Below are 24927 nucleotides of genomic sequence, written 5' to 3'. Positions count from 1 at the left end.
GGATAACTATGAAACTACTTGATGCTATAAAAACATATGCAGACGCCAAGCCGCAGGCCGAAGCGTTTCGTTCCTTAGATCATTCCCTCACTTACGGGGAATTATGGGATTTGTCGGAGCGGGTTGCGTCCGGCATTCAAAAACATACAGCTGACGGTTCGAAAGCGCCTGTCCTGGTTTACGGACATATGGAGCCGAATATGATCGTTTCTTTCTTAGGAAGCGTCAAAGCGGGCCGCCCTTACATCCCTGTCGATGTTTCCATTCCGGCGGAGCGGATCGTCAAAATCATTGAAAGCTCAGGCGCAGAGCTGCTTATCAGCGTATCGGGCGATGCAGTCGATACGGGAAGCAATCTGATTAAAACCGTTACGCCCGAAGAGCTTGCAGCTGACGGAGATGCAGACCTCAGCCGTGAGAATTGGGTAAAAGAGCTGGACACGTTTTACATTATTTACACGTCCGGCAGCACGGGAAATCCGAAGGGCGTGCAGATATCGGCTGATAACCTGCAAAGCTTTACTGACTGGATCTGCAGGGATTTTCCTGTGGGCGGGGGTAAGACATTCTTAAACCAAGCTCCGTTTTCTTTTGATTTATCTGTCATGGACATTTTCCCGTCGCTTCAAACGGGAGGTACGCTGCATTGCGTAACGAAAGACAAAATCAATAAACCGAAAGTACTATTTGAAGAGCTGGAGAAATCCAAACTGAACGTCTGGACATCGACGCCGTCTTTCGTCCAAATGTGTCTGATGGACCCCGGCTTTACGCAGGAGCTCCTGCCTGAGGCAGAAGTATTTATGTTTTGCGGAGAAGCGCTTCCGGCTGCCGTGGCACAGGAGCTGTTAAACCGTTTTCCGAAGGCCCGCGTATTCAATACATACGGCCCGACTGAAACAACGGTTGCCGTCACCTCCGTTGAAATTACGCAGCAGATCATCGATGAAAATGAATCCCTGCCCGTCGGTTTTGCAAAACCCGATATGGATATCTTCATCATGGATGAAAACGGGAATAAGCTTCCGGACGGAGAAAAAGGGGAAATCATCATCGCGGGCCCGAGCGTAAGCAAAGGCTATCTCGGAGAACCTTCTCTGACGGAAAAAGCGTTTTTCCCGATCGACGGCCAGTGGGCATATCACACGGGTGATGCCGGTTATGTTCAGGATGGTCAGATTTTCTGCCAAGGACGCCTTGATTTCCAGATTAAGCTTCACGGCTACCGCATGGAGCTGGAGGAAATCGAAGTACATGTAAGGCAGTCTCAATATGTGCGCACGGCGGTTGTCATCCCGTATCAGCCTAACGGACCTGTCGAATATCTAATTGCCGCCATCGTGCCTGAAAAACATGATTTTGAAAAAGAATTCCAGCTGACAAGCGCCATTAAGAAAGAACTGGCCGCTTCGCTTCCGGCCTACATGATTCCGAGAAAATTCATTTATCAGGATCACATTCAAATGACTGCGAACGGAAAAATCGACCGTAAACGCATTGGCGAAGAGGTTCTTGTATGACGCCTTACAGCTCGTTTTTCTTCTTTATCTTACTTGGAATCCTTCTTTTGCCGACGATTATTTTAGGGCTGAACGGCAAGAGATTCCAAGGATACAACATGTTTATATCCATCATCGTATTGGCTTTGATTTTCGCGCATGATCTGCACGGCGTGATCGCACTATGTATCTTTACGCTGTGGCAGGTGCTTTTAATCAGGGGTTATCTCGCTTACAGACTGAAAGCCAACAGCGGCTTTGTCTTCAGTATGGCCGTGATCGCGTCCATTTTACCCCTGTTTTTATCTAAATTATGGCCGTTTTTCTTTCCGCCGGCGCCTCATCACCCGGTTCATAACCTGATCAGTTTCTTAGGAATTTCTTATTTGACATTTAAAGGCGTCCAGCTGATCATGGAAACGAGAGACGGACTGATTAAAGAAAAAATGCCGCTTCACCGCCTTTTGTACTTTATTATGTTTTTCCCGACCATTTCTTCCGGTCCGATCGACAGATACCGCAGATTTGCCAAGGACGAACAGAAAGTATGGACAAAGGGAGAATACGCTGATTTACTGTATACCGGCATTCATAAAATTTTTATCGGTTTCTTATACAAATTCATTATCGGATATGCGATTAACACGTATTTCATTATGAATCTGTCTCATATCACCCACAGCAAACTGTGGGGTAATGTGCTGTACATGTACGGATACAGCTTGTACCTGTTTTTTGATTTTGCGGGTTACACGATGTTTGCCGTCGGTGTAAGCTATATCATGGGTATCAAATCTCCGGAAAACTTTAATAAGCCGTTTATCAGCAAAAACATTAAAGACTTCTGGAACCGCTGGCACATGTCCTTATCCTTCTGGTTCAGAGACTACGTATTTATGCGCTTTGTTTTCTGGATGACAAAGAAAAAATGGATAAAGAACCGGATGGCCGTCTCGAACATCGGGTATTTCCTGCTGTTCATGCTGATGGGCGTCTGGCACGGACTCGCTCTGCAATATATTGTATACGGCCTGTACCACGCCGTATTAATGACCGGGTATAACTTTTTTGAGAAATGGAATAAGAAATACAAGTGGCTGCCCGCCAATCGTTTTACGGCCTTTTTAGCCATCGTCATCACATTCCATTTCGTATGTTTCGGATTTTATATTTTCTCAGGAAAACCATTTCATCACTAAAGGAGATTGAAAACACATGGAATTTAAACAGGAAGTATTAGACGTATTAGCTGAAGTTTGTCAGGAGGACGCTGTAAAAGAAAATCCTGATATTGAAATCTTTGAAGAAGGACTGCTTGATTCTTTCGGAACTGTAGAGCTGCTTGTCGCCATCGAAAACCGCTTCGGCATTACAGTGCCGATCACTGAATTTGACCGTGACGAGTGGAATACGCCAAACAACATTGTAAACAAACTGACTGAGTTGAAGTAAATGAAAAAGCGTTTCTTTGGACCAATTATTTTAGCGTTCGTCCTGTTTGTCGGAGCTATCGCAGTTCCGGCTTCATGGCTTACGCGCTTCATTCCTGAAAAACGTGTCGAAGAGTCGGCGGCAGCCTTAAATCCGAATATGTTCCAGGGGCTCTATCTTCAAAACAAAATGTTCGAAGACTCGAAGTATCTGCCGATTTTCGGTTCTTCCGAGCTTTCAAGACTGGATGAGTTTCACCCGTCCAACTATTTCCAAGTGAACAACCAAGGCTTTACGCCTTATCTAGTCGGAAAAGGCGGGGACCAATCCTTGATACACGCCGTGAACTTTGCGGCGCATTATCAGCAGCTGAAGGGCAAAAAACTGGTATTCATTGTTTCTCCGCAATGGTTTATCAAAAAAGGTTCTGATGAACAGCACTTTGCGCCGAATTTTTCATCACTTCAGGCATTGGATTTAGCATTTAATAACCAGATTGATCCCGCGGTCAAAAAGAACATGATGAAGCGCATGCTCCGTTTTAAAGTCGTTCAGCATGATGCCGTCCTTTCTGAATTGTACAAGGGAATGGTCAACGGACAATCATGGAAAGTGAAAGCGGTCATGCCGGCTGCCAAAGCTTATTATTCTCTGCTTGAGAAAAAAGATCTTTATTATTCAATGGGAGAAACCAAGGGCCCTGAACGGACGATCTCTGAAAACCTGAAAGGGAAATCGTGGTCAGAGTTAAAAACAGCCGCCGCTCAATTAGGAGAACGGAGCTCCAAGTCCAATCCTTTCTATATCGATGACGCTTCTTATAAAAAGATTAAGAAGAAAGTAAAGAGAGTGAAAGGAATCAACAAAGGAAGAACATACGCCAAATCAGTCGAATATCACGACTTTGAGGATATGCTGGACATTCTGAAAGATGCCGGCGCTGAACCGATGTTCGTGGTTATTCCGGTCAACGGAAAATGGTATGACTACACCGGCTTCCCGAAAAAAGGCCGGACTGATTACTACAAAAAAGTCACTAAGCAAATTAAAGCGAAGGGCTTTCAGGTTGCCGACTTATCCGGGCACGAATATGATCCGTACTTTATGAAAGACACCATCCATATCGCCTGGAAGGGCTGGGTGTACGTCGATAAAGCAATGGAGCAGTTTTACAAAACCGGCAAGGTGACGGTTCACTGAGCACGGTGATGACAGAATACGTAAAAACGAACACGCAGGGGGCATTCTCTCCCCTGCTTTTTATGTGATTTGATTTTTTCACAAATTTGAGGAAAACTATTGCGAATATTTGTTGAAGGTATACAATAGAATATAAATTATTTTCAAATAAGTTTGACAATAACACCAATAGGGAGACAGAACAATATGAAACAAGACATTCGTGTTGAATTGACTTCAGCCAAAAAACCGAAACCGGACCCCCATGACCTTGCGTTCGGCAGAATTTTCACCGACCATATGTTTGTTATGGATTACGACGCCGATCAAGGCTGGTATGATCCGAGAATTATCCCTTATCAGTCCATCTCAATGGATCCTGCGGCCATGGTTTATCATTACGGCCAAACCGTTTTTGAAGGGCTTAAAGCGTATGTAACGAAGGATCAGGAAGTGCTTCTGTTCAGACCGGAGAAAAATATGGAGCGCCTGAACCAGTCAAATGACCGCCTTTGCATCCCGCTCATTGATGAAGAGCTTGTTCTTGAAGGCCTGAAACAGCTCGTAGCCATCGACAAAGACTGGATTCCGAAAGCGGAAGGCACTTCCCTTTATATCCGTCCGTTTATCATTGCGACTGAGCCTTTCCTCGGTGTAGCGGCATCCCATACGTACAAGCTGTTTATCATTCTTTCCCCGGTCGGCTCTTATTACAAAGAAGGCATTAAACCGGTAAAAATCGCCGTGGAAAACGAATTCGTGCGCGCCGTCAAAGGCGGCACCGGAAACGCGAAAACCGCCGGCAACTATGCATCAAGCCTGAAGGCGCAGCAGGTTGCGGAAGAGAAGGGATTTTCCCAGGTTTTATGGCTTGACGGCATTGAGAAAAAATACATCGAAGAAGTCGGCAGCATGAACATCTTCTTCAAAATCAGCGGCGAAATCGTGACGCCGGAGCTGAACGGAAGCATTCTTGAAGGAATTACGAGAAATTCCGTCATCACCCTTCTCAAACATTGGGGACTGACTGTGTCTGAGCGGAAGATTTCGATCGATGAAATCATCCAGGCGCATCGTGACGGCCGATTGGAAGAAACATTCGGAACCGGTACGGCGGCGGTCATTTCTCCGGTCGGCGAACTGATCTGGAATGATGAAAGTCTTGTCATCGGCAGCGGTGAAACCGGAGAGATCTCGAAGAAATTGTATGATACCATTACAGGCATTCAAAAAGGCGCGGAAGCCGACGTGTTCGGCTGGACGACGGAAGTCGCCTCACTAAGCGAAACAAAATAAGCAAAAAACCCGGAAGCGAATCCGGGTTTTTTTACTGCTCTTATGCTTCAATCGACTTAAAGAAATGAGGCAGATGTTCTTTGTGGGCCTCAAGCATTTCATCCAGAATGGCCTTTGCCACGGAGTCTGACGGGACGAGAGGGTTGATCGTCATCGCAAGTAGCGCCGTTTGATAATCTCCCGTGACGGCTGCTTCAGCGGCGACACGCTCAAATGATTTGATTTGCTGGACGAGTCCGCGGACAGACACCGGCAGATCTCCGACGGCGATCGGTTTCGGACCGTCTTTCGTCATAACACAGTTCACTTCGACCGCTGAGTCATTCGGAATGCTGGCGATCGCGCCGTTGTTTATCGTATTGACGGGCTGGATATCATGTTTGTCGTTATAGATGGAGCTGATCAGGTTGCAGGCCGCGTCACTGTAGTACGCTCCGCCCCGTTTTTCAAGCTGCGGCGGTTTGATGGCGAGATTCGGATCTTTGTACAGTTCGAACAGTTCTTTCTCAACCTTCTGTACGACCTCGGCGCGTGTGCCCTCCGTCTGTGACGCTTCTATTTCATGCTCGAGCATTTCTTTCGTTTTGAAATAATAGCGGTGGTAGCCGCAAGGAATCAGATCGAGCGCCTTCAGGAATTCAGGCTCCCATTCCGCGCCTGAGATATTTTTCATCGTCATGGCGTTTTTCGGGTCTCCCATGGCTTCAATGACTTGATCTTTCACGCTGACGCCGTCTAAGAAAACATCTAATCCGAAGACCATGTGATTCAGCCCGGCAAATTGCACTTCGATCCGGCTGACATCCACGTCCAATGCTTTTGCGACGCCCATTTTAATGCCGATCGGCACATTGCAGAGGCCGACGACTTTTGTGAGATTCGAGTAGCGGAGCAAGGCCTCGGTAACCATGCCGGCAGGGTTTGTGAAATTCACGAGCCATGCATTCGGACAAAGCTCTTCGATGTCTTTCGCGATTTCCAGAATAACCGGGATGGTGCGCAGCCCTTTGAATAAACCGCCCGGACCGTTTGTCTCCTGGCCGATTACGCCGTATTTTAACGGAATCCGTTCATCTTTGGCGCGGGCCTCAAGAAGGCCGACGCGGAATTGAGTCGTTACGAAATCCGCATCCTTCAAGGCTTCTCTCCGGTCAAGCGTCAGGTGAATCTCTATCGGAACACCCGCTTTTTCGACCATGCGTTTTGCAAGCGTGCCGACGATATTGAGTTTTTTCTCGCCTTCGGGAATGTCGACGAGCCATAATTCTCTGACAGGCAGTTCCTCATAGCGTTTAATGATGCCTTCCACAAGCTCCGGTGTATAGCTTGAGCCTCCGCCGATCGTTACAATTTTAATTCCTTTTGTCATATTTTCGCTCCCCCTTGCAGACTCACTTTTTCGTAAATCTCAACTAACTCAGCGGCCAAGTCTTTCACGGTCATGGCATTCATTAAATGATCTTGCGCATGCACCATTAAAAGCGTCATGTCTGTTTTTTCTCCGCCGGCTTCATTTTGGATCAGTTCTGTCTGATAATGATGGGCTTCCGTCAGTTCCCTTGCGGCTTCCTGAAGCTTTTCTTCCGCCATGGCTCTGTCCCCCCGCTTTGCGGCGGCAATGGCTTCCATTGATGCGCTTCTGCCGTTGCCGCCATGCAGGATGATCTGAAAAATGGTCTGTTCCATTTTTTCATTCATGTGTTTCACTCCCTTTCTCTACAGCACGGCTTTTTCGTCTCCCTGTACGGCTGGCGCCTGCGATTGTTCAAGTTCGTTTTCTTCTTTCAGCTTTTGCGAATCCCACATTCTGAAGAACGGATAGTACACGATAAAGGCTGTGATGATGTTAATCGCCTGCATGACAGCCCCTGATATTTTTCCGCCCGTGGCAAGATAGCCGGAGAAAATCGGCGGCATCGTCCATGGGACGGCAATGCCGGCAGGTTTGGCGACGAGGCCAGTGCTCATGCCGATATAGGTAAGGACCAGTGTGACAAGCGGTGTGATAATGAACGGAATGAGAAGCATCGGGTTCATGACGATCGGCATTCCGAAAATAATCGGCTCATTAATATTAAAGACGGCCGGCCCGATGGCGAGTTTCCCAAGCTGCTTCATCTGCTTGCTTCGCGAACGGAGAAACATGGTGACCACGAGCGCCAGTGTCGCGCCGCTTCCGCCGATGTTGATCCAGATTTCAAAAAACTGCTGGGTGAAAATATTCGGAAGCGCATCGCCCGCCTGAAACGCAATCCGGTTGGCATCCATCGCTCCGAACCAGATCGGCGCCATGACGCCGCCGACTATGTTCGCCCCGTGTAATCCGCACGCCCACAAGAGCATTTGAACCGCTTCGGCTATCAGGCTTCCGCCGAGACTTCCCCCAAGAATCGAGAGCGGTGTACCCAGTACAACGCTTACAATGTTATGAAGGCTTTCAAACGGTGTCGCTTCGACAATTAAACGCGCGCCCCAGATCAGAAAGATGACGGCAAAGCCGGGAATTAAAGCGATAAACGATTTGCTGACCGCAGGAGGCACGCCGTCCGGCATTTTGAAGACGAAATTCCGCTGGATGATCAGGCGGTAAATTTCCGTCGACAGCATGGCGATGATCATCGCGACAAACAGCCCTTTGCTTCCCATGAGAGACAGCGGGATGCCGCCGCCGACCATGATTTCCTCTTTGGCGCCGGAAGGCAGAAACGGAACTTTGTACGGCGTTGCCAAGAGAAACGCCGCCAAAGATATCGCACCGGCCGATAATGCATCCACCCCGTATTTTTCGGCCAGGCGGTAGGCGATTCCGAAAGCGGCGACAAGACCCATGATTTCAAAGGTCGCATCAACCGGATATTGCAGTTTTTGAGACCAGGCGCTTCCGAACGTCTTTGCCATGAAATCCGCATATCCCGGAATCGGCAGGTTGCCGATGATCAGAAAAAATGAACCGATGATAATAAGCGGCATGGTGAGGATGATCCCGTCACGCAATGCTTGCAGATGCCGCTGGGAGGCAATTTTTCCGGCAATGGGCATGACTTTCTCTTCTAAAAACTGGTTCACCTTATTCACACGGCCCGCCCCTTTCTACGATGCGTTTCCGAGCTGTTCCGCTGATTTCAGAACCTCCGCTCCGTTGCATGTGCCGTAATGGACGGTATTGATGACTTCAACCGGCACTCCTTTTGATTCACCCAATTTTTTCAGCTGCGGAAGCAAATAACGGACTTGAGGCCCAAGCAGCAATACGTCCGCTTTATCAATATGCTGGTTGACTGAATCGCCTGACACCGCCCAGATTTTATATTCTTTTCCTTGTTCCTGCGCGCTTTTTTCCATCTTGGTGACGAGTAAGCTTGTTGACATCCCTGCTGCACAAACGAGTAATATATTCATGTAAAAGACCTCCTGAAAGTTTGATATTTTGTATGTCTCGATGTTAGTACCATCATATTATGAAATCGCTTTCATAACTACTCAGGCTTTTTCCGCTGTTAACGGAAAAAAGGTGTATCCCGGTCTTTCTCTGATCGTTTGTCTCTGAATACTCGTAAAACCTCCTGATAGGTTGTGCATTTTAAGAGACGGCTTACCGCGGCCGGATCATCTAACATGCCGCCGAGCCATTTGTACATATGCTGGAGGTCGGCTTTGCTTTCTTTCTCGACGCAGAGCAGGCAGACAAATTGGACACGCTTATCCGCCCAGTCAATCGGCTTCTTCAGCGTGCATACCGCCCAAAACGTCGTGTCTGTCTGCGGAACGAGCGGGTGCGGAATCGCCGTAAGATTGCCGAAACTCGTAGGAGAAATCGTTTCCCTTTCAAAAATAGAATCGGTCAGAGAATCAGAAGCGAGGCCGGCTTCTGCAACCTGCTGTCCGAGAAAACGGATGACGTCCTCCTTCGTCTCCAGATCCTGCTGCAAAAATACCAGCTCCGGTTTCAGAAAGTTCAATTGTTCCCGCTTTTCTTCCAGCATGGCGTCGATTTTTGTAAAATCCCCGCCGCCCAACAGCGTATGAACCTTTAATACGGGAACGGGCAGGTCTTTTTTGATCGGAACTGTGCTGACCACAAAATCAATCGACTCAAAGGAAAGCTGGTCAAGGCTGCAGTAATCAGCCGTTCCGACGATTTCAAGACGCTTTGCGAACCGGGAACGGAGCTTTTCTCTTAAAAGCTGTGCGCTGCCGGCGCCGGACGCACAGACAATCAAGCAGCGTTTAGGCGGCCGTTCCGTCTTTCTCCTTTCAATGGCGGCTCCGAAATGAAGCGCCAAATATCCGATCTCATTCTCATGAATATCAATGCCGGTTTGCTCCTTGATCACGATTCCCGCAATCACTCCCGCTTCAAATGCGAGCGGATAATTTTCCTTTATGGCGGAGAGCATCGGGTTTCTCAGGTTCATTCCGTACCGGTTTCGGTTAATCGCCGGCTTGATGTGGAGCGCAAGACCCGCTTTCAGCTCATTGTCGTCCGTGATTCCGAGCTTCAGCTCCCGCTCAATGGCTTCAATCATGGCCTCCGTCAAACGGCTGGTTTCCCCGTCTATCAGCCTTGTAAGCTCTTTTCCTTCCAGTTGTGACTGGGTCATGCGCTTTGTCCCGAGCAGGTGAATGGCGATATAGGCGGTTTCCTGTTCGGGAAAGGTGACCGAAAGCGCCGATTCAAGCTCTTTTACGATGGCTTCCGCTGACTGATATTCTGTTTCAAGCTTAATATCATGAAGATCTTCCGGAATGAGAGATACATAGTTTTCTGTCCGGATTCGTTTGCAGGCAATGGCGATATGGATGATGAGATTGTTCAGGCCGAAGAAAGAAAGCGGGATCTTATGGTTTCGAACCTGCTTCATAATGGCTGTGCGGATCACATGAATGTCGTCTTTCGGCAGAATACCGGCCTTTTCACTCAGGAGATCAGGCTCAGGCTCGCGGTCGTCCACTAAGTATTCCGCCATACAATAACGGAGGCGGAGCTCTTCGCCGCGCAGCTTAAAGCCGTAGTTCGGCCTTGTTTCCAAAATGATGTCATAGGGGCGGAGCCGTTTTTTGACTTCTTTTAAATCAGATTGAAGTGTGGATTTACTGATGAACAGTTCTTCCGCCAAGTCATCCAGCTTGAGGTAGCCGTCGGCCAGAAGCATTCTTTTCATAAGGTAATCTATCCGTTCATCGGGAAAAATCGGCACGGTGCTGTTCTGCTGGAAATTGTCCTGAAGCCAGTTTTTAAACGGCTGCTCATTCCGGATCAGCAGCTTATAGCCGCTCCCTCTGACAGATTGAATGGATGCGCCGTGTTTTTCTACAATGGTTTGCAGTTCCTTTATGTCATTGCGGACCGTCCGCGTCGTTACCTTTACATTTGCAGCGATGACTGAGCTTGTAACCGGTGTTTCAGCAGCTAAAAGCAAGCGCAGAAGTTCACGAAGCCGCCCATGAAGCATGAGAAAAACCTCCTATCAGATCAGATGCAGACGTGAAAAATGGGCAAAAAGAATGAGGAAGGGGTAAATGTATGTAAATTCTATAATGGGGAGGATTTCAAGTCAATGCGGCAATCCGATGCCAAGCCCGTAAAAAAACAGCCGGATCAGCCGGCTGTTCGGGATGCGGACATGCGGTTCCGCTTAGATGCCTTCCGTTCTTTTATGATTTTTCTGATGATCGGATAGATGACGGGCGCCCATTTGATAATCGTTTTGAAAAATTTTTTCAATGTCTGAATCCCCTTTCTTTTACCTTGTCTTTCCCCTGATATCAGCGTTTATAAACATGGTCAGCGTGAGACATACCGGTTCCCTGTCACCCAATAGCGCCACGGATAATCCCGGGCTTCTCCGCTGTTGTCAATCCCGATTCTCGGGCCTGTTGATATATGCTCAGGCGTAAAGCCCTCCGTAATATACAGCGGCGGTTCCGTGATCATGCCGCCGTAGTCGTTCATTGAAATGCCCATCGCCTTCGTCAGTTTTCCCGGGCCGTTTGTCCACTCTCTCGGGGGTCTGCCCGGTCTCCTGCTCTCCATCAGGAACTGTCCTTCATGAGGCTCCGCCGCCCTGATTAACACGGCCTGCGGAATGCCGATGTCCGCGGCGACGACGTTTATTAATGTATGAGTGTGCATGACGTATGTATAAATGCGGCCCGCCTCATGGAACATAATTTCCGTCCGTTTCGTGCGCCGGTTGCCGAAGCTGTGCGCCGCCCGGTCTTCCGCTCCCATATAAGCTTCCGTTTCCACGATAAAACCTGAAGCCGTTCCCTCATCCGTCTCTTTCACCAAAAGACAGCCGAGCAATAAAGGGGCAAGCTCCACTGACGGTCTCTGGTAAAATTCAATCGGCAAAGGCTTTCGTTCTCCCGCCATTTGCCTCCCTCCTTTCTGAATATAGCGATTTCCTCTTTCACGTTTTTCACTTCTTTTTTACAATATAAACATGAGAGAAAAAAAGGACATTATTGTTGAACGCTCTATTGCGTTTTGAAAATCGGCTCGGTATAATATGATGGTTCAAATGAAAATGATTCTCATGTTCAATAAATACCGGACAATGATCATAAAAGTAGGTGAATTGATTTTTGAGCGATTCTGTCAGGTCCGCAAACCGTCTGATCAGCATCTTAAAAAACGGGGTTTTCTTCCTGATCGCTGTGATCGGGCTGCTTGTATCTATTTTTTTCGCCGTCTCATTCGGTGCGAAAGACATTACTTTACATACGGTTTGGTCGGCTGTTGCTGATTACAATCCGAATATAACGGGCCAGCAGATCATTCATGAATTGCGTCTTCCGAGGGTGCTCGGGGCGGCCGTTACAGGAGCCGCTTTTGCCGCAGCCGGCGCCCTCATGCAGGGTGTCACGAGAAACCCGCTTGCCGATTCGGGTGTCTTAGGCGTAAACGCGGGCGCCATGTTTGTTGTTGCGCTCAGTTTTGCTTTTTTCCCTCATTTGTCATACGCCCTGCTGATGGTGATGTCATTTTTGGGAGCACTGGCAAGCACCGGCTTGATTTTCTTTATCAGTGCGGCGGGAAAAGGCAGCATGACACCTTTAAAAGTAACGCTTGCCGGGGCGGTCGTAGCCGCTCTTTTACATTCACTCAGTACCGGTGTGGCGATTTATTACGATTTAAGCCAGGATTTGGCCTTCTGGTACGCCGGCGGGGTGTCAGGGATCAAGTGGGCTCATTTACAAGTCCTTGTTCCCGTGATTGCGGTCTTCATCATTCTCGCGACATTCATGGGCCGGTCCGTCACCCTTCTCTCAATGGGAAATGACGTGGCGGCGAATTTAGGGGTGAACACGGCTCTGACGCGTGCCGCCGGATTAATGATCGCCGTCGTTCTTGCCGGTGTGTCTGTTTCCGCTGCCGGCGCGATCGGCTTCGTCGGGCTGGTCATTCCCCATATCGCGCGAAAGATCGTCGGCGTTACGTACAGGCTGATTATTCCGATGTCCGCGTTACTCGGCGCGATTCTATTGATTTTGGCTGACCTGGCCTCGCGCACGGTCAGTCCCCCGAGGGAATTGGCGATAGGCATTATGGTCGCACTTGTCGGTGTCCCTTTCTTTCTTTATATTGCCCGCAAGGAAGGGAGAGACTTATAAATGAAAGTGCAGAAAGAAACAAAAAAAGCGGCGGCGGCAGGACTCATTCTGCTGGTCATCGCCGTTTGCATTATTCTGATCGGGCTGCATACGGGCTCATTCCGGCTTTCTCCTCTCACGGTGGGAAAAACGCTGTTCGGATACGGCACGTTTCAAAGCACAACCGTTTTATTCGATTACCGGCTTCCCCGGATTCTGGTGACGATGCTGGCCGGCATCGGTTTAGGAGTGTCGGGCGCTATTTTGCAGGGTGTATCCCGAAATCCGCTTGCCGATCCGGGCATTCTCGGACTGCATGCCGGCGCTTCCTTCGGTTTGATGATGTATATCACGTTCTTTCATTCCCTGGAGGCGCAGGCATCGATGTTCATCCCGCTGTTTACGTTTGCGGGCGGAACACTCGCCGCCCTGCTGATCGTAGTGCTTACGTACGACAGGCTGAACGGTTTTTTAACGATCCGCATGCTGTTAGTCGGGATCGCCGTTTCCGCGGGCTTCAGCGCCGTTACATTGTTTATGTCGCTGCGACTGAATGAAGAAACTTATACATTCGCTTCCCGCTGGCTGGTGGGAAACGTCTGGGGCAGGGATTGGATTCACGTGTGGTCGCTATTGCCCTGGATCGGCATTCTCGCACCGCTTGCATGGCTTAACGCCCGCTCTTTGAATATTTTAATGCTCGGTGACCAGGCAGCCGCGGGGCTCGGCGCACACGTGCAGAGAAAAAGGATCATGCTGATCGCCATAGCGGTCGGCTTGTCCTGCGCGAGCGTCGCGATGGCCGGGGGAATCGGCTTTATCGGCTTTGCCGCCCCTCACTTGGCAAGACGGCTCGTCGGCACCATGCATCAGCATATTATCCCGATTGCGGGATTAATCGGACTTGTCATTCTTGTCGCGGCAGACACCATCGGCCGGTCATTGTTTCAGCCGAACGCCATTCCGGCCGGCGTGGTTGCGGCAGCCATCGGCGCGCCGTATTTTCTCTATCTCGTCATGAAAATCAAATCATAAAACAAGGAGTATTCCCATGAAAAAAATAATTGCGCTCATCAGTTTCATGTGTATTTTCTTATTGGCTGCCTGCCAATCCGATTCAACACAGCCGGAGTCAAAAAAGAAATCCGGCGATCATAAAATCGCTTCGATGTCCATTCACCTGACAAATGATCTGCTGGCTCTCGGCGTTACACCTGCCGGTTCCGTCGTGGGCGGAGAATTAAAAGATTTTCTCCCTCATGTGAAAAATCAGCTGAAAGACACGAAAAAACTCGGACCTGCCTCAGACCCGGATATGGAAGCTTTACTTGAGCTGAATCCAGACAACATTTATCTTGATAAAGAATTTGCGGGAAAAGATGTGTCAAAATACAAGAAAATCGGAAACACACACGTTTTCGACCTTGATAAAGGCACATGGCGCGATCATTTAAAAGACATCGGAAAAATCGTCAACCGTGAAAAAGAAGCGAAAACATTTATTCAAGATTACGAAGATGAAACAAAACAAGTCAGATCCATGATGAATAAGGAATTAGGGAAAAACGCCAAAGTCATGGCGATCCGCGTGAACGCAAAAGAGCTTCGCGTCTTCAGCACACGCCGTCCGATGGGACCGATTCTGTTTGACGATCTGAAGCTGAAACCGGCTGACGGCATTAAAGAAATGAACACCTCCCGCCCTTATGAAGTCATTTCTCAAGAAGTGCTGCCTGATTACAACGCAGATGCGATTTTCGTCGTCGTTAACAGAGACGACAAGTCACAGCAAGCCTATAAAGAATTGCAAAAAAGCGCTGTATGGAAAGGGCTGAAGGCCGTGAAAGCAAACCACGTCTATAAAATTGCCGATCAGCCTTGGCTTGATTATTCAGCACTGGGAAATAAATTAGCAATGGATGAAGCGAAAAAACTGTTCCAAAAATAAACACGAGCCGGTTTTGCAAAAAGTGCAAGGCCGGCTTTTTTATATTGTCATTTACTTATATAAACATCTGCTTATATAATAGTGTAAAAAAGGAGTGAGCGCATGGAACGGAGGCATCATGCTTTAAGTTCCGAAGGGATCAGCCAGTGCCTCAAACTTCTAAGCGACCCGACGAGGCTTTTGATGCTGAAGCTTCTGAAGGATAAGGAATATTGTGTCTGCGAGCTGACAGCTATTTTTCATATAAGTCAGCCCGGCATCAGCCAGCACTTGCGGAAATTAAAGAACGTCGGCCTTGTGCGGGAAAGACGCGAGGGTCAGTGGCGGTACTATGCCATTCATCCGTCCGGTCCGGAATACGCGCTGGTTTGCTCGATTCTGCAGCAGATAGATGAAAAGGACGAAGTTTTACAGACATTGCGGCAAAAAGAAGTCACTGTTACATGCCGGTAAGGGGGATATATTCTTGGGAGTTGCGGTTTTATCAGCGCTGATTTTTGTGCTGACACTTGTGTTTGTCATATGGCAGCCGAAACATGTATCAATCGGCTGGTCTGCCTGCGGCGGAGCGGTCCTCGCTTTGATCGCCGGAGCAGTCAGCCTGCACGATATCGCGGAAGTGACGGGAATCGTCTGGAATGCGACACTTGCCTTTATCGCCATTATTATCATTTCATTAATTCTTGACAGTATCGGTTTTTTTGAGTGGGCCGCGCTGCATATGGCCATGGCGGCCAAAGGCAGCGGGCTGCGGATGTTTCTCTATGTGTCGGTCTTAGGGGCTGTTGTCTCCGCCCTGTTTGCCAATGACGGAGCGGCGCTCATTTTGACCCCGATCGTACTGGCGATGGTGCGGGCTTTGAATTTACCTGAAAAGCTGGTTTTTCCTTTTATTATCGCCGGAGGATTCATCGCCGACACCACCTCGCTTCCGCTCGTTGTAAGCAATTTGGTCAATATTGTATCCGCCGATTACTTTCATATCGGATACATTGAATATGCATCACGCATGCTGGTGCCCAACCTTTTTTCTCTGGCGGCAAGCATTTTGGTGCTGTATCTCTATTTCAGAAAAAACATTCCGAAACGGTATGACACCGGTCTTGTGAAACATCCGGCATCCGCGATTAAGGATGAACGCCTTTTCCGGTTATCGTGGGCTGTGCTGGCCGTTTTATTGATCGGATATTTCGTCAGCGAACTGCTGTCGATACCCGTTTCCTTCGTTGCCGGCTCCATCGCGGTCATTTTTCTCATTCTGGCGCAGCGAAGCCCCGCCGTCCCTGCGAAACAAGTCATCAAGGACGCCCCGTGGGCCATCGTGTTTTTTTCTGTCGGCATGTATGTTGTCGTGTACGGCTTGCGGAATGCCGGACTGACGGATCTTCTTTCTCAGCTTATTCAGAAAGCGGCGGATCACGGATTGTTTGCGGGCACACTCGGAATGGGTTTTATCGCTGCGATCCTCTCCTCCGTTATGAATAACCTGCCGACGGTGATGATTGACGCCATAGCCATCAGCGGAACGGACACTCACGGGCTGATGAGAGAAGCATTGATTTACGCGAATGTTATCGGTTCTGACCTCGGGCCGAAGATCACGCCGATCGGGTCGCTGGCGACGTTGTTATGGCTCCACGTGCTGAGCCGGAAAAACGTGAAAATTTCCTGGGGAATGTATTTCAAGACAGGTCTGATATTAACCATTCCGACGTTATTCATCACCTTGATCGGACTTTATTTATGGCTGTTATGGCTCGCTTGAGATGAAAAACCTTTTAAGTTGAATCTTAAAAGGTTTTTTTGTGTCAAAAATCCGAAAAGTAAAACTTTATATTTTAAAAGTATAGACATTTAATTTCAAAAGATTATAATATTCATGAAAACGTTTTAACTTTATGAAAGAAGGGATTCCTCATGAAAAGAATTTTATTAGCCTGCAGCTCAGGCATGTTCACCAGCCTTCTTGTTACGAAAATGCAGAATTACGCCCGCTCCATCGGTGAGGAAGCCGAGATTTGGGCAGTCGGACAGGATAAAGCAAAAGAAGCGATGAAAGATGCAGACGTCGTACTGATCGGCCCGCAGATGAGTTTTTTAAAAGGTGAGCTTCAAAAAGAGGCGGACCCGCTTCACATCACCGTTGATGTGTGATTGACATGATGGCTTACGGCATGGGAGACGGCAAAAAAGCATACGAACAGGCCGTTGCCTTGATAGAGAACAAATAAAGGAGGCGATAAGCATGGAAACGTACACGGATGAACAGATCAGTTTTCAGCTGATTCTTCACAGCGGCAATGCCCGCAGCAATATTATTCAATCGATACGCGCTTATAAAGACGGCCGGACAGATGAGTCAGACACCTTTCTGACAAAGGCTGAAGAAGAACTGGGGAAAGCGCACGACATCCATTTTCAGATGATTCAAAAAGAAGCCGGCGGCGCCAAAACGGATGTCTCCCTGCTTTTTATGCATGCTGAAGACCACTTAATGTCAGCGCTCTCAATGAAAGAGCTCGTCAAAGAAATGCTCGACTTATTTCAATCAAAGAATTTATAAAAAGCCGGGGGTGAAGACGTGTTTGAGAAAATCAGCCAATTCCTTGTTCCGATCGCGGGCAAATTAAACAATAACCGCTACTTGCAAGTCTTACGGGATGCTTTTATGCTGGCGTTTCCGCTGACCATTTTCGGTTCGGTGTTCGTCGTGCTGACGAACCTGCCGTTTTTAAACAAAATCATGAGCAGCTCCGCCCTGTCTGTCTTTCAATCCGGATTTGGCGGCGCTTCGACGGCGACGATGGGGATTATGTCCATTTTTGTCGTCTTCGGGATCGGCTATTACCTTTCCAAAAGCTACGAAGTGGAGGCCGTATTCGGCGGAGCGATCGCATTGGTTTCTTTTCTGCTGCTCACCCCGTTCGTTTCAGAGCCGGAAACGGGCAAAGCGGTCGCAGGCGTCATTCCGGTTGACCGGCTTGGAGCAAAAGGGATGTTTCTCGGCATGATGACCGCATTTTTGTCAGGTGAAATCTACAGAAGAATCGTTCAGAGAAACTTAACGATTAAGATGCCTGCCGGTGTTCCTCCGGCTGTTGCTAAATCGTTCGCCGCATTGATTCCGGCTTTTATCACGCTTACCGTCTTCCTCTTGATCAATGCGGCTGTCACCCAGATCTTTCACACCAATCTGCATGATGTCATTTATCATACGGTTCAAGCCCCGCTTGTCGGACTTGGAAGCGGCATCATTCCTACATTAATCGCTGTTTTCTTTATTCAGATTTTATGGTTTTTCGGACTTCACGGACAAATCATTATCAATTCCGTGATGGACCCGATTTGGAATACATTACAGGTCGAAAATTTGGCAGCGTATACAGCGGGAAAAGAGATTCCCCATATTATTTCTAAGCCGTTTATGGAGATTTACACCGTCGGAATGGGCGGAACCGGAATGACATTGGCCATAGTGATCGCCATCTTGCTTTTTATGAAAAGCAAACAGATGAAACAGATATCCAAACTCGGTCTCGCGCCGGGCATTTTCAACGTCAATGAGCCGGTTATTTTCGGTTTGCCGATCGTGATGAACCCGATCATTATCATTCCGTGGGTGATCGCGCCGATGGTTGTCACCCTTGTCACCTACCTGGCCATGTCGGCGGGGATCGTGCCCCCTCCTACCGGCGTGACTGTGCCTTGGACCGTCCCCCTTTTCATTAACGGGATTATGGCGACCAATTCCGTCATGGGCGGCATTATGCAGCTGGTCAACCTCTGTATTGTGTTTGTCATCTGGTTCCCGTTTCTTAAAGCGCTGGACAAATTAAACATGGCAAAGGAAAAAGAAGCTGAGACCGAGCAGCATGCCCGGGATGACAGCATGAGTATGTAATCAAAATCGCAGTAAGGGAGAGAGATCAATTGACTGAATCAAATATTCAATATTGTTTTCCGGAAGGATTCTGGTGGGGGTCTTCCGCCTCCGCCACCCAAACAGAAGGCGCCGCTGACAGAGACGGAAAAAGCCAAAACATATGGGATTACTGGTATGAAAAAGAGCCGAGCCGTTTTTTTAACGGCGTCGGCCCCGGCGACACGTCACGTTTTTACGATCAATACAAGGAGGATATCCGGCTGATGAAAGAAATCGGCCATAACTCCTTCCGGCTGTCTATTTCCTGGTCAAGATTGATTCCGGACGGAACTGGCGAGGTCAATCAGAAAGCGGTCGCGTTTTATCAGGACGTCATCGATGAAATGCTTGCCCATCGCATTGAGCCGTTTGTCAATTTGTTTCACTTTGACATGCCGCTCGCCCTTCAGCGTAAGGGGGGCTGGGTCAGCCGGAACACCGTTGACGCGTTTGAACATTACGCCAAAACCTGCTTTTCGCTATTCGGTGACAAGGTGAAAAAATGGTTCACTCACAACGAGCCGATTGTGCCGATTGAAGGCGGCTACTTATACGACTTTCACTACCCGAATCACGTTAATTTTCAAGAAGCGGTGCAGGCCGGCTTCCATACCCTGCTGTCGAATGCAAGGGCTGTCAAAGCCTACAGAGAATTGAAACAGGATGGACAAATCGGAATCATTCTGAATCTGACGCCTTCTTATCCGAGAAGCTCACATCCTGAAGATATCAAAGCGTCCCGGATTGCCGACGCCTTTTTCAACCGTTCATTTTTAGATCCCGCCGTAAAGGGCGAATTTCCTGAGGAGCTTGTCGAGATTCTCAAGGCGGAAGGCTTTCTGCCGCATTATGAGAAAGAAGATCTCCGCCTCATTCAGGAGCATACGGTCGACCTGTTAGGCGTGAACTACTACCAGCCGAGGCGCGTCAAGGCAAAAGAACATGTTCCGAATCCGCATGCCCCTTTCCTGCCTGAGCGTTTCTTCGACCCGTATGTCATGCCCGGCCGGAAAATGAACCCTCACCGCGGGTGGGAAATTTATGAAAAAGGAATCTACGACATTCTCACCAATCTCAGAGAACATTACGGAAATATCGAGTGTTTTATTTCTGAGAACGGCATGGGGGTAGAAGGCGAGGAACGCTTCCGCGATGAAAACGGCATCATTCAGGATGATTACAGGATTGAATTTATCCAGGAACATCTCAAATGGGTGCATCGGGCCATCGGAGAAGGTTCAAATGTAAAAGGCTATCACCTGTGGACTTTCATGGACAACTGGTCTTGGACAAATGCTTATAAAAACCGCTACGGCTTTGTATCTGTCAATCTGGAAAACGGGGGCGAACGGACCGTCAAAAAAAGCGGCCGCTGGTTCAAATCCGTTTCCGATCAAAACGGATTTTAACAGATGAGGAGGGACGGCCATGCTTGGAGGTATTGAAGCCGGCGGCACGAAATTTGTCTGTGCCGCCGGACAAAGAGACGGCACCATTCTGGACAGAGTAGAGTTTCCGACGGGAGAACCGGATGACACACTCAGACAGGTGATCCGTTACTTTAAAGATTTCCCGATAGAAGCCATCGGCATCGGGTCGTTCGGACCGATTGATATCCGTCCTGACAGTCAAACATACGGGTGCATCACCGCGACGCCGAAGACAGCCTGGCGGAACTGCCCTATTCTTCAAACGATCAAAAGCGCTCTGGATATTCCCGCAGGCTTCACCACCGACGTTAATGCGGCGGCGCTTGGAGAAGCTTCTTTCGGCGCGGCCAAAAACGCGGACAGCTGCCTCTATTTGACGGTCGGCACAGGCATCGGCGCGGGCGCCATCATGAACGGCAGATTTGTTCAAGGGCTGTCTCATCCTGAAATGGGCCACATTTATGTCAGAAGACATCCGGACGACGGCTACAAAGGCAATTGCCCATACCATACAGATTGTCTGGAAGGCCTCGCGGCAGGCCCCGCCATTGAGAAACGCTGGGGGAAAAAAGCATTTTTGCTCACGGATCAGCAGGAAGTGTGGGAGCTTGAGGGCTATTATATTGCCGAAGCGCTTGTGCAGTATATTCTCATACTTTCGCCGGAAAAGATCATTCTCGGCGGGGGCGTCATGAAGCAGCGGCAGCTGTTCTCTTCTATCCGTCAGCACGTGAAAAAGCGGCTGAATCAATATATTGATCTGCCCGACATTGAACACTTCATCGTTCCCCCTCAATTAGGGATTCACTCCGGCGCGGCCGGTTCGCTCGTATTGGCGGAGCGCGCATTAAAGGCGGCAAACCGGGAAGCGGAAAAATGACGAAACTCTTATTTTTGGAACCGGTTTTTAAAGAAAGATTATGGGGCGGGACGAAGCTGCGCGATACATTCGGGTATGAGATTCCTTCTGAGCGGACGGGAGAGTGCTGGGCGATTTCAGCTCATCCGCACGGCACATCCATTGTGCGGAACGGGCCTTTTTCCGGAACATCATTACAGCGTCTCTGGAGTGAACACCCTGACCTGTTCGGACATCCGAAAGAAGAGGCTTTTCCCCTGCTCACAAAAATTCTTGACGCAAATATGGACTTATCCGTACAGGTTCATCCGGATGACGCATATGCACATCGGCATGAAAACGGAGAACTCGGAAAAACGGAATGCTGGTACGTGTTGGACTGCAAAAAAGACGCGGAGCTCATTTTAGGGCATCGCGCCCAAACGAGAGAAGGCTTCGTTCGGCTCATTGAACAAAACGAGTGGGATCACCTGCTCCGCCGCATCCCCATTAAGCCCGGCGATTTTTTCTATGTCCCGAGCGGCACACTGCACGCTTTATGTGAAGGTACGCTCGTTCTTGAAATCCAGCAAAGCTCTGATGCCACCTACCGGCTTTACGACTATGACCGGACGGATGGGAACGGGAATAAACGCGAGCTTCATCTTCAGAAAGCAATTGACGTAACAGACATTCCGCATACCGTTGAAAATGTAAAAAGCACTAAGCATCAGATCGGAGATGCTCTTATTACAACACTCGCAGAAACACCTTTCTTTTCAGTTTATCAATGGGATGTGAGCGGAAAAGCATCATTTCCCGCACCCGGCCGGTATTTACTCGCAAGCGTCATGAAAGGACGCGGAGAACTGGATGGATGCCCCATTCACAAAGGCGATCACTTTATCGTGCCGGCGGATTCCGGAGATTTTGTTATAGAAGGAGATTGTGAGGTTATCGTTTCACATCCTTCATCATCTTAAAAATCAGGAGGTCTTTTATATGCTCAAAAGGTTAGCAGTCTGCCTGTCTATCGTTTTATTACTCTTAGGAGCCGCCAGTCCGATATCAGCTCACACCGTTTATCCCGTCAACCCAAATGCCCAGCAGACGACAAAAGATATCATGAACTGGCTGGCGCACCTGCCCAACCGTTCAGAAAACAGGGTCATGTCCGGGGCGTTCGGCGGGTACAGCGATGTCACTTTTTCAATGACAGAGGAAAACCGCTTAAAAAACGCGACGGGACAGTCTCCCGCCATCTACGGCTGTGACTATGGGAGAGGATGGCTTGAAACAGCGGATATCACCGATTCTATCGATTACAGCTGCAACAGCAGCTTAATCTCATACTGGAAAAGCGGCGGCCTCCCTCAGGTCAGCCTGCATCTCGCAAATCCGGCTTTTCCATCCGGAAACTATAAAACGGCCATCTCAAACAGCCAGTACAAAAACATCCTGAACCCTTCAACTGTTGAAGGAAAACGGCTTGAGGCGCTGCTCAGCAAAATCGCCGACGGCCTTACTCAGCTGAAAAATCAAGGCGTCACCGTTCTGTTCAGGCCGCTGCATGAAATGAACGGCGAGTGGTTCTGGTGGGGGCTGACAGGCTACAACCAAAAAGACAATGAGAGAATCTCGCTGTACAAAGAGCTTTACAAGAAGATATACCGCTATATGACAGAGACAAGAGGGTTGGATAACCTTTTGTGGGTGTATTCGCCGGATGCCAACAGAGACTTTAAGACAGACTTTTACCCAGGCTCATCTTATGTGGATATTACCGGTCTGGACGCTTACTTCACTGATCCGTATGCGATATCAGGCTATGATGAAATGCTGTCTCTGAAAAAACCGTTTGCCTTTGCCGAAACCGGTCCGTCCGGTAATATCGGAAGCTTTGATTATGCTGCTTTTATCAATGCGATCAGGCAAAAGTATCCCGAGACAACGTACTTTTTGACATGGGATGAACAATTAAGTCCGGCGGCCAATCAAGGCGCGCAAAGCCTTTATCAAAACAGCTGGACGCTGAACAAGGGCGAAATATGGAACGGCGGGTCCTTGACGCCGATCACGGAATAACCGCTTCTTTTGAAAATCGGTTTTAAGAAACGGCTCTGCTGGGCATATTGTTACCGTTCAAAAAGGAGGGTTCAACAATGGAAAATAACAAAAACAGCGAAGAAACGCTTTCCAGTAAGACGACCGGTAAAGGCGAGTCAGAAGACACGCTGACAAACCGGCAGGGCCATCCGGTCACTGACAACCAGAATGTCAGGACAGTCGGCAATAGAGGACCGACGACATTGGAGAATTATGATTTTTTGGAGAAAATCAGCCACTTTGACCGCGAACGAATTCCCGAGCGCGTCGTTCACGCGCGCGGCGCCGGGGCACACGGATACTTTGAGGCGTACGGAAGTTTTGGAGACGAGGAGATTTCTACATACACAAGAGCGAAAGTGTTTCAAAAGAAAGGAATGAAAACTCCGGCGTTTGTGCGGTTTTCTACCGTCAACCACGGAAAGCATTCCCCGGAAACATTGCGTGATCCCCGGGGTTTTGCCGTTAAGCTTTATACCGAAGACGGCAACTGGGATCTTGTCGGCAACAACTTGAAAATCTTTTTTATCCGTGATCCGCTGAAGTTCCCGGATCTTGTGCACGCATTTCAGCCTGATCCCGTTACGAACATTCAGGACGGCGAGCGTATTTTCGACTTCATTTCCCAATCACCGGAAGCGACTCATATGATCACTTTCTTGTTTTCGCCGTGGGGCATCCCGGCCAACTACCGGCAGATGCAGGGCTCAGGCGTCCATGCCTACAAATGGGTCAATGAAGAAGGAAAAGCCGTGCTCGTTAAATATCACTTTGAACCGAAACAGGGCATCCGCAACCTGACACAGAAGGAAGCGGAAGAGATTCAGGGGAAAAACTTTAACCATGCGACACAGGATTTGTATGAAGCGATTGAAAAAGGCGATTACCCTGAATGGGAAGTGTATGCGCAAATCATGACTGATGACGAACACCCCGAGCTGGATTTTGATCCGCTTGATCCGACCAAGCTGTGGTATAAAGACGATTTCCCTTGGAAGCCGATCGGCAAATTGGTTCTGAACAAAAACCCGGAAAACTACCATGCCGAGGTGGAACAAGCCTCATTCGGAACGGGCGTGCTTGTGGACGGCCTTGATTTTTCGGATGACAAATTACTTCAGGGGCGGACATTCTCCTATTCAGATACCCAGCGGTACCGCGTCGGCGCAAACTATCTGCAGCTTCCGATCAACTCGCCGAAAAAGCATGTCGCCACCAACCAGGAAGGCGGGCAAATGCAGTATCGGGTCGATCGGGCAGAAGGACAAAACCCGCACGTCAACTATGAGCCGTCCATTATGGGAGGACTCAACGAAGCAAAGCAGGATGGGAAAGACCATACACCTCATGTCGAAGGCGATGTGAAGCGGGAAGCGATCGACCGGCCGAATAATTTCGGCCAGGCCGGAGAAACATACCGCCGATTTTCGGAATTTGAACGGAACGAATTGATCACAAACTTGGTCAATACGCTTTCTTCCTGCCGCAAAGACATTCAGGAACAAATGATTGAGAATTTCACAAAAGCAGATCCGGACTACGGAAAACGTGTGGCGGAAGGGCTGAAAAAAGCCGCCGAAAGCAACAGCGGCGGGCCGATCGGCACTACTGATACAGCACAAGCCGCAAAACAGGCTGAACAGGAAAGCCATCCGTCTGATCCGTATTAAATAAAAAAACAG

The 24927-nt window shown here is 48.8% G+C and carries 24 protein-coding genes and 1 pseudogene; 18 read left to right on the top strand and 7 right to left on the bottom strand.

Annotated elements, in window-relative coordinates; translation table 11 throughout:
* The first annotated feature begins 8 nt into the window (after positions 1 to 8).
* The 5 genes from dltA (at position 9) to D5S11_RS11495 (ending at position 5405) form a co-directional block, all read left to right on the top strand.
* The gene (dltA, locus tag D5S11_RS11515) at positions 9 to 1520 is read left to right on the top strand and encodes a D-alanine--poly(phosphoribitol) ligase subunit DltA (RefSeq protein WP_032867834.1); all 1512 of its coding nucleotides are present in this window, start codon (positions 9 to 11) and stop codon (positions 1518 to 1520) included.
* On the top strand, positions 1517 to 2698 hold the full coding sequence (gene dltB, locus D5S11_RS11510; RefSeq protein WP_012118762.1) for a D-alanyl-lipoteichoic acid biosynthesis protein DltB: 1182 nt from the start codon (positions 1517 to 1519) through the stop codon (positions 2696 to 2698). Before dltA ends, dltB begins: the two co-directional genes overlap by 4 nt.
* A 16-nt stretch (positions 2699 to 2714) precedes the next feature.
* Positions 2715 to 2951: a D-alanine--poly(phosphoribitol) ligase subunit 2 gene (dltC, locus tag D5S11_RS11505; protein WP_003150875.1), complete on the top strand. Its 237-nt coding sequence runs from the start codon at positions 2715 to 2717 to the stop codon at positions 2949 to 2951.
* Positions 2952 to 4130, top strand: a complete 1179-nt coding sequence (dltD, locus tag D5S11_RS11500; protein ID WP_007407736.1) for a D-alanyl-lipoteichoic acid biosynthesis protein DltD — start codon at positions 2952 to 2954, stop codon at positions 4128 to 4130.
* 186 nt (positions 4131 to 4316) lie between these two features.
* A complete protein-coding gene (locus D5S11_RS11495) occupies positions 4317 to 5405 on the top strand; it encodes a branched-chain amino acid aminotransferase (protein WP_020958024.1) in 1089 nt (362 codons plus the stop codon).
* Between the two features lie 40 nt (positions 5406 to 5445).
* Here D5S11_RS11495 and licH read toward each other — a convergent pair whose 3' ends face one another.
* From licH to D5S11_RS11465, 7 genes are all read right to left on the bottom strand, one after another.
* The gene (licH, locus tag D5S11_RS11490; protein WP_014419213.1) at positions 5446 to 6774 is read right to left on the bottom strand and encodes a 6-phospho-beta-glucosidase LicH; all 1329 of its coding nucleotides are present in this window, start codon (positions 6772 to 6774) and stop codon (positions 5446 to 5448) included.
* Positions 6771 to 7103 (bottom strand): PTS lichenan transporter subunit IIA, encoded by a 333-nt coding sequence (gene licA, locus D5S11_RS11485; RefSeq protein WP_003150867.1) that lies wholly within the window; start codon positions 7101 to 7103, stop codon positions 6771 to 6773. Before licA ends, licH begins: the two co-directional genes overlap by 4 nt.
* A gap of 18 nt (positions 7104 to 7121) precedes the next feature.
* Positions 7122 to 8480, bottom strand: coding sequence for a PTS cellobiose transporter subunit IIC (celB, locus tag D5S11_RS11480; RefSeq protein ID WP_015240833.1), 1359 nt, complete (start codon positions 8478 to 8480; stop codon positions 7122 to 7124).
* Between the two features lie 15 nt (positions 8481 to 8495).
* Complete coding sequence (licB, locus tag D5S11_RS11475) at positions 8496 to 8804, bottom strand: PTS lichenan transporter subunit IIB (protein WP_003150863.1); 309 nt, start codon at positions 8802 to 8804, stop codon at positions 8496 to 8498.
* Between the two features lie 98 nt (positions 8805 to 8902).
* Positions 8903 to 10858: a transcriptional regulator LicR gene (licR, locus tag D5S11_RS11470; RefSeq protein WP_032867838.1), complete on the bottom strand. Its 1956-nt coding sequence runs from the start codon at positions 10856 to 10858 to the stop codon at positions 8903 to 8905.
* A gap of 146 nt (positions 10859 to 11004) precedes the next feature.
* The gene (locus D5S11_RS20205) at positions 11005 to 11139 is read right to left on the bottom strand and encodes a hypothetical protein (protein ID WP_369719122.1); all 135 of its coding nucleotides are present in this window, start codon (positions 11137 to 11139) and stop codon (positions 11005 to 11007) included.
* A gap of 51 nt (positions 11140 to 11190) precedes the next feature.
* Positions 11191 to 11781, bottom strand: coding sequence for a DNA-3-methyladenine glycosylase (locus tag D5S11_RS11465; protein WP_043020988.1), 591 nt, complete (start codon positions 11779 to 11781; stop codon positions 11191 to 11193).
* Between the two features lie 242 nt (positions 11782 to 12023).
* Between D5S11_RS11465 and D5S11_RS11455 the strand changes: the two genes are divergently transcribed.
* The 13 genes and pseudogenes from D5S11_RS11455 to katX all read left to right on the top strand — a co-directional run bounded on the left by D5S11_RS11455 (position 12024) and on the right by katX (position 24915).
* Positions 12024 to 13022 (top strand): FecCD family ABC transporter permease, encoded by a 999-nt coding sequence (locus D5S11_RS11455; protein ID WP_042635747.1) that lies wholly within the window; start codon positions 12024 to 12026, stop codon positions 13020 to 13022.
* Positions 13023 to 14036, top strand: a complete 1014-nt coding sequence (locus D5S11_RS11450) for a FecCD family ABC transporter permease (RefSeq protein WP_007407745.1) — start codon at positions 13023 to 13025, stop codon at positions 14034 to 14036. It abuts the gene before it with no gap.
* Between the two features lie 16 nt (positions 14037 to 14052).
* Positions 14053 to 14949 carry an ABC transporter substrate-binding protein gene (locus D5S11_RS11445; RefSeq protein WP_007614657.1) on the top strand — a complete coding sequence of 299 codons (897 nt, stop codon included), beginning with the start codon at positions 14053 to 14055 and terminating at the stop codon, positions 14947 to 14949.
* 102 nt (positions 14950 to 15051) lie between these two features.
* Positions 15052 to 15402, top strand: a complete 351-nt coding sequence (locus D5S11_RS11440) for an ArsR/SmtB family transcription factor (protein WP_108725246.1) — start codon at positions 15052 to 15054, stop codon at positions 15400 to 15402.
* A 13-nt stretch (positions 15403 to 15415) separates the two neighbouring features.
* Positions 15416 to 16714, top strand: a complete 1299-nt coding sequence (locus tag D5S11_RS11435; RefSeq protein ID WP_007407748.1) for an arsenical efflux pump membrane protein ArsB — start codon at positions 15416 to 15418, stop codon at positions 16712 to 16714.
* A gap of 152 nt (positions 16715 to 16866) precedes the next feature.
* Positions 16867 to 17180: pseudogene (locus D5S11_RS11430) on the top strand (PTS sugar transporter subunit IIB).
* Positions 17181 to 17194: 14 nt separating this feature from the next.
* The gene (locus tag D5S11_RS11425; RefSeq protein WP_007407750.1) at positions 17195 to 17512 is read left to right on the top strand and encodes a PTS lactose/cellobiose transporter subunit IIA; all 318 of its coding nucleotides are present in this window, start codon (positions 17195 to 17197) and stop codon (positions 17510 to 17512) included.
* Between the two features lie 18 nt (positions 17513 to 17530).
* Entirely contained in the window at positions 17531 to 18850 is a 1320-nt protein-coding gene (gene celB / locus D5S11_RS11420; protein ID WP_007407751.1) for a PTS cellobiose transporter subunit IIC, read from the top strand.
* Between the two features lie 29 nt (positions 18851 to 18879).
* Complete coding sequence (locus tag D5S11_RS11415; RefSeq protein WP_108725245.1) at positions 18880 to 20280, top strand: glycoside hydrolase family 1 protein; 1401 nt, start codon at positions 18880 to 18882, stop codon at positions 20278 to 20280.
* Positions 20281 to 20299: 19 nt separating this feature from the next.
* A complete protein-coding gene (locus tag D5S11_RS11410; protein WP_108725244.1) occupies positions 20300 to 21181 on the top strand; it encodes an ROK family protein in 882 nt (293 codons plus the stop codon).
* A complete protein-coding gene (gene manA / locus D5S11_RS11405) occupies positions 21178 to 22122 on the top strand; it encodes a mannose-6-phosphate isomerase, class I (RefSeq protein WP_108725243.1) in 945 nt (314 codons plus the stop codon). Before D5S11_RS11410 ends, manA begins: the two co-directional genes overlap by 4 nt.
* A gap of 19 nt (positions 22123 to 22141) precedes the next feature.
* Positions 22142 to 23224, top strand: coding sequence for a mannan endo-1,4-beta-mannosidase (locus D5S11_RS11400; RefSeq protein WP_108725242.1), 1083 nt, complete (start codon positions 22142 to 22144; stop codon positions 23222 to 23224).
* Between the two features lie 77 nt (positions 23225 to 23301).
* Positions 23302 to 24915 (top strand): catalase KatX, encoded by a 1614-nt coding sequence (gene katX / locus D5S11_RS11395; protein WP_020954366.1) that lies wholly within the window; start codon positions 23302 to 23304, stop codon positions 24913 to 24915.
* Positions 24916 to 24927 lie beyond the last annotated feature (12 nt).

The sequence above is a fragment of the Bacillus sp. L75 genome (assembly GCF_003676355.1).
GTDB lineage: Bacteria > Bacillota > Bacilli > Bacillales > Bacillaceae > Bacillus > Bacillus velezensis.
The sequence above is the reverse complement of the archived record's forward strand: the minus strand, read 5'-3'. Positions and strand labels throughout refer to the sequence as shown.

Excerpts from the sequence above, each read along its gene's own strand:
- D5S11_RS11400 (WP_108725242.1), top strand. The coding sequence starts at position 22,142 with ATGCTCAAAAGGTTAGCAGTCTGCCTGTCTATCGTTTTATTACTCTTA.
- licB (WP_003150863.1), bottom strand. The coding sequence starts at position 8,804 with ATGAATATATTACTCGTTTGTGCAGCAGGGATGTCAACAAGCTTACTC.
- D5S11_RS11495 (WP_020958024.1), top strand. The coding sequence starts at position 4,317 with ATGAAACAAGACATTCGTGTTGAATTGACTTCAGCCAAAAAACCGAAA.
- D5S11_RS11465 (WP_043020988.1), bottom strand. The coding sequence starts at position 11,781 with ATGGCGGGAGAACGAAAGCCTTTGCCGATTGAATTTTACCAGAGACCG.
- manA (WP_108725243.1), top strand. The coding sequence starts at position 21,178 with ATGACGAAACTCTTATTTTTGGAACCGGTTTTTAAAGAAAGATTATGG.
- dltB (WP_012118762.1), top strand. The coding sequence starts at position 1,517 with ATGACGCCTTACAGCTCGTTTTTCTTCTTTATCTTACTTGGAATCCTT.
- D5S11_RS11445 (WP_007614657.1), top strand. The coding sequence starts at position 14,053 with ATGAAAAAAATAATTGCGCTCATCAGTTTCATGTGTATTTTCTTATTG.
- dltA (WP_032867834.1), top strand. The coding sequence starts at position 9 with ATGAAACTACTTGATGCTATAAAAACATATGCAGACGCCAAGCCGCAG.
- dltC (WP_003150875.1), top strand. The coding sequence starts at position 2,715 with ATGGAATTTAAACAGGAAGTATTAGACGTATTAGCTGAAGTTTGTCAG.
- katX (WP_020954366.1), top strand. The coding sequence starts at position 23,302 with ATGGAAAATAACAAAAACAGCGAAGAAACGCTTTCCAGTAAGACGACC.
- D5S11_RS11440 (WP_108725246.1), top strand. The coding sequence starts at position 15,052 with ATGGAACGGAGGCATCATGCTTTAAGTTCCGAAGGGATCAGCCAGTGC.
- D5S11_RS11410 (WP_108725244.1), top strand. The coding sequence starts at position 20,300 with ATGCTTGGAGGTATTGAAGCCGGCGGCACGAAATTTGTCTGTGCCGCC.
- dltD (WP_007407736.1), top strand. The coding sequence starts at position 2,952 with ATGAAAAAGCGTTTCTTTGGACCAATTATTTTAGCGTTCGTCCTGTTT.
- D5S11_RS11425 (WP_007407750.1), top strand. The coding sequence starts at position 17,195 with ATGGAAACGTACACGGATGAACAGATCAGTTTTCAGCTGATTCTTCAC.
- licH (WP_014419213.1), bottom strand. The coding sequence starts at position 6,774 with ATGACAAAAGGAATTAAAATTGTAACGATCGGCGGAGGCTCAAGCTAT.
- D5S11_RS11450 (WP_007407745.1), top strand. The coding sequence starts at position 13,023 with ATGAAAGTGCAGAAAGAAACAAAAAAAGCGGCGGCGGCAGGACTCATT.
- licR (WP_032867838.1), bottom strand. The coding sequence starts at position 10,858 with ATGCTTCATGGGCGGCTTCGTGAACTTCTGCGCTTGCTTTTAGCTGCT.
- licA (WP_003150867.1), bottom strand. The coding sequence starts at position 7,103 with ATGAATGAAAAAATGGAACAGACCATTTTTCAGATCATCCTGCATGGC.